Below are 11,291 nucleotides of genomic sequence, written 5' to 3'. Positions count from 1 at the left end.
CGGTTGCTGTGGAGTTGAAGGATTCGGCAGTTTCGACCGGTGTCAGCAGACGGTACGGGGCACACGGCCCGGTTCATCGCCCGCCAGGCATTCACGCGCCGTGTCGGCGTCCCGTGCGATCTGCGCCTTGAGGGCATCCAGCCCGTCGAAGCGCTGTTCGCCGCGAACCAGCGCGCGCGGTTCGAACGCCACGCGCGCGCCGTAGAGCTCGGGGGCGGCGTCCAGCACATGGATCTCCAGGCGCTGTTCGGTGCCCTGCACCGTGGGCCGCCAGCCGATGTTCGCCACCGCAGCCAGCGGTTCGCCGCCCGCGCCTTGCAGCCAGCCGGCATACACCCCGCGCAGCGCCAGCGGCCAGCGGCCCAGGCGCACGTTGGCGGTGGGAAAGCCGATGGTGCGCCCAAGGCGATCGCCATGCGCCACCCGGCCATGCAGCCGGTACGGCCGTCCAAGCAGCCGCGCGACCTCGTCGAAGCCGCCCTCGCGCGCGGCGGCGCGCACCCGGGTGCTGCTGATGCGCCCGTCGGCATCGCTGACCGTGGGCGTGGACTCCACGCTGAAGCCCAGCCGCTCCCCTTCGGCACGCATCAGGGCGCTGTCGCCCTCGCGCCCGCGGCCGAAGCGGAAATCATCGCCCACCAGCACGTGGCGCGCGCCCAGCCGCCGATACAGGACCTCCTCGAGGAAGTCGCGCGCCGGCAGCCCCGCCAGGCGGGCATCGAAACGCAGCACCCAGGCGGCGTCCAGGCCGCGGCCGTCCAGCGCCACCAGACGGTCGCGCAGGCGCTGCAGCCGCCCCGGCGGCGTGGGCGCCCCGGCGTGTTCGGCGAAATATTCGCGCGGCAGCGGCTCGAAGGTCATCAGCACCGACGGCGCCGCATGCTCGCGCGCGGCCGCCAGCAGGCGATCCACCACCGCCTGATGCCCGCAGTGCAGACCATCGAAGTTGCCGATGGTCACCACGGCGCCACGCACCGCGGTCAGCCCGGAATCCGTACCGTCGGGCCTTCCCAGCCCTCGAATCAGCCGCATTGCCCCGTATCCAGGAAAAACGGCAAGTATAACCCGGCGTGCCCCGCGAGATCAGGCCTCGCGCAACAGGAAATGCCGCGGACGCAGCCCGGCCAGCCACAGGGTCACCCCGAGACTGGCCACCCCGGCGACGATCAGCCCGGTCAGCGCGGTCCCGCGCTCGGGGATGGACCAGTCCGTCCATGCGTCCAGCGCCGGCGACAGCAACACCAGCACCGCCACCATCACCGCCAGGGCCACGGGCAGCCCGTAGCGCAGGCGCCGCAGGGCCGGCCCCGGCCGGTAGATCCCTTCGCGCACCAGCCCGCGGTACAGCAGCCCGGCGTTGATGTAGGCCGAGACCGAGGTCGCCAGCGCCAGCCCGGCATGCGCACCCGGCACCCCGGACAGATACCACGGCAGCACGAACAGGCCGTTGAGCAGCATGTTCCACAGCATGGCAATGATCGCGATGCGCACCGGGGTTTTCGTGTCCTGGCGGGCGAAGAAGCCCGGCGCGAGCACCTTGATCAGGATGAAGCCCGGGAGCCCCAGCGAATAGGCGGCCAGCGCCAGTGCGGTCATGTGGGTGTCGTGCGGGGTGAACTCCTGATACTGGATCAGCGTCGCGAGGATCGGCACCGCCAGCACCACCAGCCCGGCCATCGCCGGCAGGGCCACCAGCATCGCCGTGCGCAGCGCCCAGTCCAGGGTGCGGCCGAAGGCCTCGGGCCGCTCCTCGTTGAACTGTTTCGCCAGGCGCGGAAGGATTACCGTGCCGATGGCGATGCCGAACAGCGCCAGCGGCAGTTCGACGAAGCGATCGCCGAAATACAGCCAGGAGATCGAACCCGCCACCAGGAACGAGGCGATCAGGGTGTCCACCAGCAGGTTGATCTGCACCACCGAGGTCCCGAGGATCGCGGGCAGCATCAGCTTGACGATCCGGCGCACGCCCTCGTGCGCCCGGCGGAAACGCGGCCGTGGCAGCAGCCCGGCCCGCCACAGAAACGGGATCTGGAAAGCCAGCTGCAGCCCCCCGGCGATGAACACGCCCCAGGCCAGCGCGACCACCGGTTCGGCGAACATCGGCGCCAGCCACAGTGCCGCGCCGATCAGCGCCAGGTTGAGAAACACCGGAGTGAACGCCGGCACCGCGAAGCGCCCGATGCTGTTGAGGATGCCCGCCGCCATCGCGGTCAGGGAGATGAACAGCAGGTACGGGAAGGTGATGCGCAGCATGTCCGCCGCCAGGTCCTGGCGGCCTTCCGCCTGCGCCAGCCCGGGCGCGAAGACCCAGATCAGGGCCGGGGCCGCGAGGATGCCCAGCAGCGTGATCACCGAGACTGCCGCCATCAGCGCCCCGGCGGTATGGTCCAGCAAATCGCGCAGGGCCTCGCGCCCGCGCTTCTCGCGGAATTCGGCAAACACCGGCACGAAGGCCTGGTTGAAGGCCCCCTCGGCGAACAGCCGGCGCAGAAAATTGGGGATGCGGAAGGCGACGAAGAAGGCGTCGGTGGCCGCGCTGGCCCCGAAGGTCACCGCCAGCACCATGTCGCGCAGATAGCCCATGATCCGCGAGATCATGGTCATGCCGCTGACCACAGCGGTGGATCGGAACAGTCGGTTCATGCGGAAGCCGGCACCACACAGACAATGAGCGGACCGGAGTGTAACCGACTCGCCCGTCGCCAGGCCCGGCGACGGCTGCCCCGGAGAACCGCGGGCAGCCGTCAGGAGGAAGGGAGGATTACTCGATCTTCAGGTAGGCGAAGCCTTCGTCGTTCTGCAGCTCGGTCAGGCGCACCACGCCGGAGGGCACCAGCTCGATGTCCACGCCATCCATCAGATCCTCTTCCGGAAGGCCGATGTCACCCCGGGTGATGTCGCACAGCTCCAGCGTCACACCATAGGTGTTGGCCAGGGTGCGCAGGCGGCTCTGCAGCCGTTCGCGCTCCTCCAGCAATTCCTCGTCGGCCTCGAACGGGGTGTCTTCGAGGTCGTCATCGGCGATGAAACGGATGCCGTGGGACACGAACACGATCCGCACGTCCGCCTCGATGAACTCGCGCTCGTAATGGGTGACCATGTTGTTGATGCTGGTGAGCATTGCCGAGAAGCGCCGCGGATCGGCGAAATCGGCGTGGTAGGCGACCTTGGCCTCCGGCTCGAAGGCGCGCGCCTGCTGCGGGACCAGGACCAGGCTGGCGGCGAACAGGGCCAGCAGCACCAGCACGAAGCCGGGGACCACGGCGTTGTTGCGGGCGGCGGGGTATTTCATCTCCATGCTCCTTTTTGTGTTGTGATGCCTGCAATGTAGACGCACAGGCTCCGGGATTCCATTCCGGGGGCGACCGGGGCCCGGTTCGCGTAGGAGCCTGCTTGCAGGCGAAGACGAGCTTGACCCTGACCGGCGCCCCGAGTATGCTTTGTCGCCTTTCAGAGAACCCGGCGAATCACGCGAGGGATAGAGTTTTGGCGAATATTGCTTCTGCCCGTAAAAGGGCCCGTCAGTCCATGAAGAACCGCGCCCACAACATGGCGCTGCGGTCGCGTTTCCGTACGTACATGAAGGCGGTCCTCAAGCCGCTGCGTCAGGGAGACGTCGAGGCTGCCCGCGAGGCGTATCGCCAGGCGGTCCCGATCATCGACAAGACCGCGAACAAGGGTCTGATCCACAAGAACAAGGCGGCCCGGCACAAGAGCCGCCTGAACCAGCGGATCCGCGCCCTGCAGGCGTAAGACCGTCGGGCCTGCGGGCCCGGCCGGCAGCCCGAGGACAGAACAAGCCCGCCCCTCTGCGAAGGGGCGGGCTTGTTTGCGTGCGCATGTCGTGCGCGTGTCGCTACAGCAGGACCATGTTGTCGCGGTGCACGAGCTCCGGCTCGAACTGATAACCCAGCTCCGCCTCGATCTGATCGGCGCGCAGACCGCGGATGCGCTCCACCTCGGCCGCCGAGTAGTTGACCAGTCCACGCGCAACACCGGAGCCATCCGGGGCCACGCAGGTCACCACCTCGCCGCGGCGGAATTCCCCCTCGACCCGCGCCACGCCCACCGCCAGCAGGCTGCGACCGGATTCGCGCAGCACCCGCGCGGCACCCTCGTCGAGATGCAGCACACCGCGCGAATGCAGCTGGTCGGCGATCCAGCGCTTGCGCGCGGCCAGCGGCTCGCGGTCCGGCTGCAGCCAGGTCCCCACGTCTTCGCCGGCCAGGACCCGCGCCATCACGCGCTCCTCGCGCCCCGAGGCGATCACGGTATGAGTACCGGAACGCGCGGCACGCTCCGCGGCGTACAGCTTGGTGGCCATGCCGCCGCGTCCCAGCCGCCCGAACTCCGGAGCCACGAACTGCTGCAGCGTCACGTCGGAGGCGCGGCCTTCGGCGATCCGCCGGGCCTGCGGGTCACGCCGCGGATCGGCGTCGAACAGGCCCTCCTGATCGGTCAGGATCAGCAACAGATCGGCCACCACCAGGTTGGCGACCAGCGCCGCCAGGGTGTCGTTGTCGCCCAGCCGGATCTCCTCGTAGGCCACGGTGTCGTTCTCGTTGACCACCGGGATGGTGCCGAGGGTCAGCAAGGCCTGCATGGTCGAACGCGCATTCAGGTAGCGCTCGCGGTCGGCCAGGTCGTCATGCGTCAGCAGGACCTGGGCGGCGTGCAGCCCGTGCGCCGCGAATTCCTGCTCGTAGGCCTGCACCAGCCCCATCTGACCGACCGCGGCCGAGGCCTGCAGCTGATGCAGCTGGTGCGGCCGCTCGGTCATGCCCAGGCGATACATGCCTTCGGCCACCGCCCCGCTGGACACCAGGATCACCTCCAGCCCCTGCTCCCGCAGTTCGGCCATCTGCCGGGCCCAGGCCTGCAGGGCCGGGCGGTCGAGGCCGGTGCCATCGGCGGTAATCAGCGCGCTGCCGATCTTCACCACCACGCGCCGCGCCTGCGGCAGGGCGCGGCTCATGCTTCGCCCTCCGGCTCGCCCTCCGCCGGGTCGAGACGCCGGCGCTCGACTTCGCGCATCACGGCCTGCAGCAGACCGTCCACGCCGTCGCCGGTGGCGGCGGAGATGCGGTACTGCGGCACGTCGCCGCCGGGCGCCGCCTGCATGCGCTCGCCCAGCGCGTCCAGCGCCTCCGCGTCCAGCAGCTCGCACTTGTTGAGCACCAGCCAGCGCGGGCGCGCCGCCAGTTCTTCGCTGTGCCGCTGCAGCTCGGTGAGCGCGGTCTGCATGTCGGTGACCGGGTCCGCTTCGGGGTCCGGCGGGGCCACGTCCACCAGGTGCAGCAGCAGCTCGGTGCGCCCCAGGTGCTTGAGGAAGCGGGTGCCCAGCCCGGCACCCTCGGCCGCGCCCTCGATCAGCCCGGGTATATCGGCCATCACGAAGCTCTGCTCGGGCCCCACGCTGACCACGCCCAGTTGCGGATAAAGCGTGGTGAACGGGTAGTCGGCCACCCGCGGACGCGCGGCCGACGCGCGCGACAGCAGGGTCGATTTGCCGGCATTCGGCAGCCCCAGCAGCCCCACGTCGGCCAGCACCCGCAGTTCCAGCTGCAGGCGACGCTGCTCGCCCGGCGTGCCCGGCTTGCTCTGGCGCGGGGCCTGGTTGGTGGAGCTCTTGTAGCGGGTGTTGCCGAGCCCGTGATAGCCGCCCTGGGCGACCAGCAGACGCTGGCCGTCCGCGGTGATGTCGCCCAGCAGCTCGTCGGTTTCCGCGTCACGCACCACGGTGCCCACCGGCACCGCGATCTCGAGGTCTTCGCCGGACGCGCCGGTGCGGTTCTGACCCATGCCGTTTTTCCCGCGCGGCCCGTCGAAACGCTTCTGGTAGCGGAAGTCGGCCAGGGTGTTCAGGCGCTCGGTCCCGACCAGCCACACCGAACCTCCGTCCCCGCCGTCGCCGCCATCCGGCCCGCCGAAGGGGATGTACTTCTCGCGGCGGAAGCTCACGCAGCCATTACCGCCATCGCCGGCCCTGACCACGATGTTCGCCTCGTCGATGAACTGCATCCTTCGCCTCCGGAGGGGATAGAAACAAAAAAAGCCCCGCAGAACGGGGCTTTACGGCGATCCGCGTAGCGGTCAGCCGGATTACTGCTGCGGCTGGACCGTCACGAAACGGCGGTTGAAACGACCGCCCTTCTTGAACACGACCTCGCCATCCACCTTGGCGAACAGCGTGTGGTCCTTGCCGCAACCCACGTTCTCGCCGGGATGATACTGCGTACCGCGCTGACGCACGAGGATGTTGCCGGCGCTCACGATCTGGCCGCCAAACCGCTTGACGCCAAGGCGTTTACTCTCGGAATCGCGCCCGTTCTTGGAACTGCCGCCTGCCTTCTTGTGTGCCATGTTCTCGTTCTCCCGAGTACTGTCGTGCCGCAGCTCAGCCGGCGATGCCGGTGATGCGCACGGTGGTGTAGTGCTGCCGGTGGCCCGCCTGCTTCATGCTGTGCTTGCGGCGCCGGAATTTGATGATGCGGACCTTGTCGCCGCGGCCGTGGTCCTCGACTTTGGCGGTGACCTTGCCGCCATCGACCACCGGGGCCCCGACGCGGACATCGTCACCCGCACCCACCATCAGCACCTGGTCGAAATCGACCTCGGAACCGACTTCGGCGTCGAGCTTTTCGATGCGGATCACGTCACCTTCGGCGACGCGGTACTGTTTACCACCTGTTGCGATGATCGCGTACATTTCCCTGGGACTCCGTTGCGATGACCTGTATGGACCAGGTGCTGATGACTGGTCTCGCGAAAGGGCGGCAATGCTAGCAGCACCCCCGCCGGGGGTCAACGTTTCGGCCACCCGTATTGCTTGACACCCCGCCACCCCCTTTCTAGCATGCCGGGCTCTTCATTTGCTGGAGGCGGCGCGCGCGTGCGGGCCTGCCGAAACCGACCCCACCCTCACCGGCCTGCCGAACCGCATGTCCATAGACGCCATCCGAGAGCTCGCTGCCGACGACATGCAGGCAGTCGACGCCTGCATCCGCGACCGGCTCAGCTCCCCCGTGGTGCTGATCAACCAGCTCGGACACTACATCATCCACAGTGGCGGCAAGCGACTGCGGCCGTTGCTGGCGACCCTGTCGGCCCGGGCCTGCGGTTACGAGGGCGACAAGCACGTCACCCTGGCGGCGCTGGTGGAGTTCATCCACACCGCGACCCTGCTGCACGACGACGTGGTGGATGCCTCGGAAATGCGCCGCGGCAACGAGACCGCGAACCACATCTTCGGCAACGAGGCCGCGGTGCTGGTGGGCGACTTCCTCTACACCCGCGCCTTCGAGATGATGGTCGAGATCGACTCGATGCGGGTGATGGAGATCCTGTCGCGCGCGACCAACGTCATCGCGGAAGGCGAAGTGATGCAGCTGATGAACTGCCACGACGCGGATGTCGACGAGGCGCGCTACATGGACGTGATCCAGTCGAAGACCGCCAAGCTGTTCGAGGCGGCCTGCCAGATCGGCGGCATCCTGGCGCAACGCGACGCCGCCGACGAGGCCGCGCTGGCGCGCTACGGCATGCACCTGGGCACCGCGTTCCAGCTGATCGACGACGTGCTCGACTACTCGGCCGACCCCGAGGTGACCGGCAAGCAGCTGGGCGACGACCTCGCCGAGGGCAAGCCGACCCTGCCGCTGATCCACGTGCTGCGCGAGGGCAGCGACGCCGAAAAGGCCGTGGTGCGCCGGGCGATCGAACAGGGCGGGCGCGAGGAAACCGACGCGGTGATCGCGGCCATGCACTCCACCGGCGCGCTGGAGTACGCCCGGGCGCGGGCGGAGGCCGAAACCGACGCGGCGATCGACGCCATCGCCGGGCTGCCGGACACCCCCCACCGCCGCGCCCTGGCGGACATCGCCCGCTTCGCCGTGGGCCGCGATCACTGACACCGCGTTCGCCCGGGGCATGGACAACCCCGAACAAACACGGCACAATATCGAGCTCAGCGTCGGAGTGTAGCTCAGCTTGGTAGAGCACTGCCTTCGGGAGGCAGGGGTCGAAGGTTCGAATCCTTTCACTCCGACCATTTCCCGATTTCTCCGGTCGGGCGGTGCATCCGGCACCGCCCGGTCCTTCCTTCGGCGGATGCCTGCATGAGCGTTTCTTCCCGGCCCGCACGTGGCACGCTGTACATCGTTTCCGCACCTTCGGGTGCCGGCAAGACCAGTCTGGTCGGCGCATTGCTGGACAGCGTCGAGGACGTCGAGGTCTCGGTCTCGCACACCACGCGTCAGCCGCGCCCGGGCGAGGTCGACGGCATCGACTACCATTTCGTTTCGGCGGAGACCTTCCTCGGCATGATCGAGGACGGCAAGCTGCTGGAACACGCCAAGGTGTTCGACAACTTCTACGGCACCGCACTGGCCAGCGTGAACGAACGCCTGGACGCCGGTTTCGACGTGATCCTGGAGATCGACTGGCAGGGTGCCCGGCAGGTCCGCGCCGCGGTGCCGGACTGCCGCTCGATCTTCATCCTGCCGCCTTCGCGCACCGAACTGGAACGTCGGCTGCGCGGCCGTGGTCAGGATAGTGAGGAGGTGATCGAACGCCGCCTGCGTGATGCCGAGTCGGACTGCACGCATTACCGCGAATACGACTACACCGTGGTCAACGCGGAGTTTGATCAGGCTCTGCGGGATCTCGCCAGCATCTTCCGCTCCAACCGGCTGCGCACGGTGGAGCAGGAGATCCGCTCTGCGGACACCCTGAACAACCTGCTGGCCGGTGCCCGGGCATCGGCCTGACATACGCAACAGACGCAACAGCCGGAGCAAGACCATGGCCCGCATAACCGTCGAGGACTGCCTCGAAAAAGTCGACAACCGCTTCGAGCTGGTGATGATGGCCGCCCGTCGCGCGCGTCACATCGCCCACGGCAAGGAACCCCGAGTGCCCGAGAACAACGACAAGCCAACGGTCATCGCCCTGCGCGAGATCGCAGCGGGCGTGGTCGGGGCCGAGGTGTTCGACGAGCACGACGAGCGTCCGCAGAACCAGATGCTGGATTTCTCCACGATCCGGCACCTGGAACAGCTCGAAGCCGACGAACGGTAGGTGGAGCCCTTGGCCGCTGGGCTTTCAGCGCCCGGGGCCGTCTCCTCGGCTTCCTCGGGCTCCGCGCGTTTCCTGATCAGCGACCTGTGCGCTGAGCTGGAGGCGTACCTGGAGCCCGAGCAGGTCGAGGAGATCTATCGCGCGTATCTATTCGGCGCCGAAGCCCACGAGGGCCAGACGCGCAAGACCGGCGAGCCGTACATCTACCACCCCCTGGCCGTGGCCCGCACCATGGCCGAGATGCGCATGGACCACCGCGCGATCTGCGCGGCCATCCTCCATGACGTGATGGAGGACACCCCCACCAGCAAGGACCGCATCCACGCCGAGTTCGGCGAGGAAGTCGCAGAGCTGGTCGACGGGGTCTCCAAGCTGACCCACCTGCAGTTCCAGTCCAAGGCCGAGGCGCAGGCGGAGAACTTCCGCAAGATGATGCTGGCGATCACCCGCGACATTCGGGTGATCCTGGTCAAGCTGGCCGACCGCCTGCACAACATGCGCACCCTGGGCGTGATGCGCCCGGACAAGAAGCGCCGCATCGCCAACGAGACCCTGGAGATCTACGCCCCCATCGCGCAGCGCCTGGGGATGAACGCCATGCGCCGCGAGCTGGAACACCTCGGCTTTGTCGCCAGGCATCCCTGGCGGTCCGCGGTCCTGGAACGCGCGATGCAGGACGCCCGCGGCAACCGCCGCGAGCCGATGCGCAACATCGAGCAGGCGATCTGCTCGCGCATGGAGGCCGCGGGCATCGAGGGCCGGATCTCCGGACGCGAGAAATCGCTGTACAGCATCTACCGCAAGATGCGCTCGAAGCGGCACACCTTCGAAGATGTGTTCGACGTGTTCGCGATCCGCATCGTGGTCGACGACATGGACACCTGCTACCGCTCGCTGGGGGTGGTCCACAACCTGTACAAGCCGGTGCCGGGGCGCTTCAAGGACTACATCGCGATCCCCAAGTCCAACGGCTACCAGTCACTGCACACCGTGCTGTTCGGCCCGCAGGGCATCCCGATCGAGGTGCAGATCCGCACCACCGAGATGGATCGTGTCGCGGAAAGCGGCATCGCCGCCCACTGGCAGTACAAGTCGGGGGGCGAGCTGGCGCAGACGGCGCAGAGCCGCGCACGCGAATGGCTCAAGGATGTCCTCGAGATCCAGAACAGCGTGGGCAATTCGATCGAGTTCCTGGAAAACGTGAAGGTCGACCTGTTCCCCGACGAGGTCTACACCTTCACCCCGGGTGGCGACATCCTGGTCCTGCCGCGCAACGCCACGCCCATCGACTTCGCCTATGCCGTGCACTCGGACGTCGGCAACCGCTGCGTGGCCGCCAAGATCGACCGCCAGCTGGCGCCGCTCTCCAGCCGGCTGCAAAGCGGCCAGACGGTGGAGATCGTCACCGCGCAGGGTGCCCGGCCCAACCCCGCCTGGCTGTCGTTCGTGGTCACCGGCAAGGCCCGCACCGGCATCCGCCACTGCCTGAAATCCATGCAGAAGGACGAGGCGCGGGCCCTTGGCCGCCGCCTGCTGGAAAAATCCCTGGCGGCACTGGATTCCAGCCTCGCGCGGATCTCCCCGGCACAGCTGGACCAGCTCCTGGACAACATGAAACTCACCGAGCTGGATGATCTGCTGGCCGAGATCGGTCTGGGGAATCGCATGGCCTCGCTGGTGGCACGCCAGCTGGTGGGCCTGGACGGCGAGGCGGCCGAGATCGAGGGCGAGACCGACGGCCACGAGACCGCATCCCTGGCGATCCGCGGGACCGAGGGCATGGTCCTGAACTATGGCCGCTGCTGCTATCCCATCCCGGGTGATCCAATCATCGGTCAGCTGAGCGCCGGGCGCGGCCTGGTGGTCCATCGCGAGAACTGCCGCAACCTGCACGAGGGCCGCGAACGCCCGGATCGCAGGATCGACCTCGAGTGGTCGCACGAACCGGGCCTGCAGTTCACCGCTGCGGTGCGCACGCGTACTGCCAACCGCCGCGGCGCGCTGGCCGAGATGGCTGCCTGCATCGCCGACCAGGGCTCCAACATCGAGCACATCTCGTTCAACGAGCAGGACGGCCACTCCACCGCCATGACCTTCCAGCTGACAGTGCGCGACCGCCAGCACCTGGCGCAGATCATGCGCGGCCTGCGGCGCCTGCCGGACGTGCTGCGGATCTCGCGCCCGCGCGGCTGACGCGGTATGGTTCCCGGCGC

The 11,291-nt window shown here is 68.1% G+C and carries 12 protein-coding genes and 1 tRNA gene; 6 read left to right on the top strand and 7 right to left on the bottom strand.

Annotated features, from left to right (window positions below; all coding sequences use genetic code 11):
- Window positions 1-42: 42 nt before the first annotated feature.
- The 3 genes from ribF to D893_RS04430 all read right to left on the bottom strand — a co-directional run bounded on the left by ribF (window position 43) and on the right by D893_RS04430 (window position 3,292).
- Complete coding sequence (ribF, locus tag D893_RS04440) at window positions 43-1,032, bottom strand: bifunctional riboflavin kinase/FAD synthetase (protein WP_018947179.1); 990 nt, start codon at window positions 1,030-1,032, stop codon at window positions 43-45.
- Window positions 1,033-1,083: 51 nt separating this feature from the next.
- A complete protein-coding gene (gene murJ / locus D893_RS04435; RefSeq protein ID WP_110619220.1) occupies window positions 1,084-2,643 on the bottom strand; it encodes a murein biosynthesis integral membrane protein MurJ in 1,560 nt (519 codons plus the stop codon).
- A gap of 118 nt (window positions 2,644-2,761) precedes the next feature.
- Window positions 2,762-3,292, bottom strand: a complete 531-nt coding sequence (locus D893_RS04430) for a DsrE family protein (RefSeq protein ID WP_024329452.1) — start codon at window positions 3,290-3,292, stop codon at window positions 2,762-2,764.
- 194 nt (window positions 3,293-3,486) lie between these two features.
- On the opposite strand from D893_RS04430, the gene rpsT reads away from it, so the two are divergent.
- The gene (rpsT, locus tag D893_RS04425) at window positions 3,487-3,753 is read left to right on the top strand and encodes a 30S ribosomal protein S20 (protein ID WP_026279417.1); all 267 of its coding nucleotides are present in this window, start codon (window positions 3,487-3,489) and stop codon (window positions 3,751-3,753) included.
- A 103-nt stretch (window positions 3,754-3,856) separates the two neighbouring features.
- Here rpsT and proB read toward each other — a convergent pair whose 3' ends face one another.
- The 4 genes from proB to rplU all read right to left on the bottom strand — a co-directional run bounded on the left by proB (window position 3,857) and on the right by rplU (window position 6,709).
- A complete protein-coding gene (gene proB / locus D893_RS04420; RefSeq protein WP_018947182.1) occupies window positions 3,857-4,975 on the bottom strand; it encodes a glutamate 5-kinase in 1,119 nt (372 codons plus the stop codon).
- The gene (cgtA, locus tag D893_RS04415; RefSeq protein ID WP_077244439.1) at window positions 4,972-6,021 is read right to left on the bottom strand and encodes an Obg family GTPase CgtA; all 1,050 of its coding nucleotides are present in this window, start codon (window positions 6,019-6,021) and stop codon (window positions 4,972-4,974) included. The genes proB and cgtA overlap by 4 nt, the downstream gene beginning before the upstream one ends.
- Before the next feature lie 81 nt (window positions 6,022-6,102).
- Complete coding sequence (gene rpmA / locus D893_RS04410) at window positions 6,103-6,363, bottom strand: 50S ribosomal protein L27 (RefSeq protein WP_018947184.1); 261 nt, start codon at window positions 6,361-6,363, stop codon at window positions 6,103-6,105.
- A 34-nt stretch (window positions 6,364-6,397) separates the two neighbouring features.
- Window positions 6,398-6,709: a 50S ribosomal protein L21 gene (rplU, locus tag D893_RS04405; protein ID WP_018936343.1), complete on the bottom strand. Its 312-nt coding sequence runs from the start codon at window positions 6,707-6,709 to the stop codon at window positions 6,398-6,400.
- A gap of 232 nt (window positions 6,710-6,941) precedes the next feature.
- Here rplU and ispB point away from each other — a divergent pair, with 232 nt between their 5' ends.
- The 5 genes from ispB to spoT all read left to right on the top strand — a co-directional run bounded on the left by ispB (window position 6,942) and on the right by spoT (window position 11,271).
- Complete coding sequence (ispB, locus tag D893_RS04400) at window positions 6,942-7,910, top strand: octaprenyl diphosphate synthase (RefSeq protein ID WP_026288993.1); 969 nt, start codon at window positions 6,942-6,944, stop codon at window positions 7,908-7,910.
- Window positions 7,911-7,973: 63 nt separating this feature from the next.
- Window positions 7,974-8,050, top strand: a tRNA-Pro gene (locus tag D893_RS04395).
- Window positions 8,051-8,117: 67 nt separating this feature from the next.
- Complete coding sequence (gene gmk, locus D893_RS04390; RefSeq protein WP_110619219.1) at window positions 8,118-8,768, top strand: guanylate kinase; 651 nt, start codon at window positions 8,118-8,120, stop codon at window positions 8,766-8,768.
- A gap of 34 nt (window positions 8,769-8,802) precedes the next feature.
- Window positions 8,803-9,078, top strand: coding sequence for a DNA-directed RNA polymerase subunit omega (rpoZ, locus tag D893_RS04385; RefSeq protein WP_018947187.1), 276 nt, complete (start codon window positions 8,803-8,805; stop codon window positions 9,076-9,078).
- 9 nt (window positions 9,079-9,087) lie between these two features.
- Window positions 9,088-11,271, top strand: a complete 2,184-nt coding sequence (gene spoT / locus D893_RS04380; protein WP_026288994.1) for a bifunctional GTP diphosphokinase/guanosine-3',5'-bis pyrophosphate 3'-pyrophosphohydrolase — start codon at window positions 9,088-9,090, stop codon at window positions 11,269-11,271.
- The last annotated feature ends 20 nt before the right edge of the window (window positions 11,272-11,291 follow it).

It is taken from the genome of Thioalkalivibrio sp. ALE21, assembly GCF_003208255.1.
Lineage (GTDB): Bacteria > Pseudomonadota > Gammaproteobacteria > Ectothiorhodospirales > Ectothiorhodospiraceae > Thioalkalivibrio > Thioalkalivibrio halophilus.
The sequence above is the reverse complement of the archived record's forward strand: the minus strand, read 5'-3'. Positions and strand labels throughout refer to the sequence as shown.

What these genes read in the sequence shown, in the direction of transcription:
- ribF (WP_018947179.1), bottom strand. Translation starts at nt 1,032, where the DNA reads ATGCGGCTGATTCGAGGGCTGGGAAGGCCCGACGGTACGGATTCCGGG.
- murJ (WP_110619220.1), bottom strand. Translation starts at nt 2,643, where the DNA reads ATGAACCGACTGTTCCGATCCACCGCTGTGGTCAGCGGCATGACCATG.
- D893_RS04430 (WP_024329452.1), bottom strand. Translation starts at nt 3,292, where the DNA reads ATGAAATACCCCGCCGCCCGCAACAACGCCGTGGTCCCCGGCTTCGTG.
- proB (WP_018947182.1), bottom strand. Translation starts at nt 4,975, where the DNA reads ATGAGCCGCGCCCTGCCGCAGGCGCGGCGCGTGGTGGTGAAGATCGGC.
- cgtA (WP_077244439.1), bottom strand. Translation starts at nt 6,021, where the DNA reads ATGCAGTTCATCGACGAGGCGAACATCGTGGTCAGGGCCGGCGATGGC.
- rpmA (WP_018947184.1), bottom strand. Translation starts at nt 6,363, where the DNA reads ATGGCACACAAGAAGGCAGGCGGCAGTTCCAAGAACGGGCGCGATTCC.
- rplU (WP_018936343.1), bottom strand. Translation starts at nt 6,709, where the DNA reads ATGTACGCGATCATCGCAACAGGTGGTAAACAGTACCGCGTCGCCGAA.
- ispB (WP_026288993.1), top strand. Translation starts at nt 6,942, where the DNA reads ATGTCCATAGACGCCATCCGAGAGCTCGCTGCCGACGACATGCAGGCA.
- gmk (WP_110619219.1), top strand. Translation starts at nt 8,118, where the DNA reads ATGAGCGTTTCTTCCCGGCCCGCACGTGGCACGCTGTACATCGTTTCC.
- rpoZ (WP_018947187.1), top strand. Translation starts at nt 8,803, where the DNA reads ATGGCCCGCATAACCGTCGAGGACTGCCTCGAAAAAGTCGACAACCGC.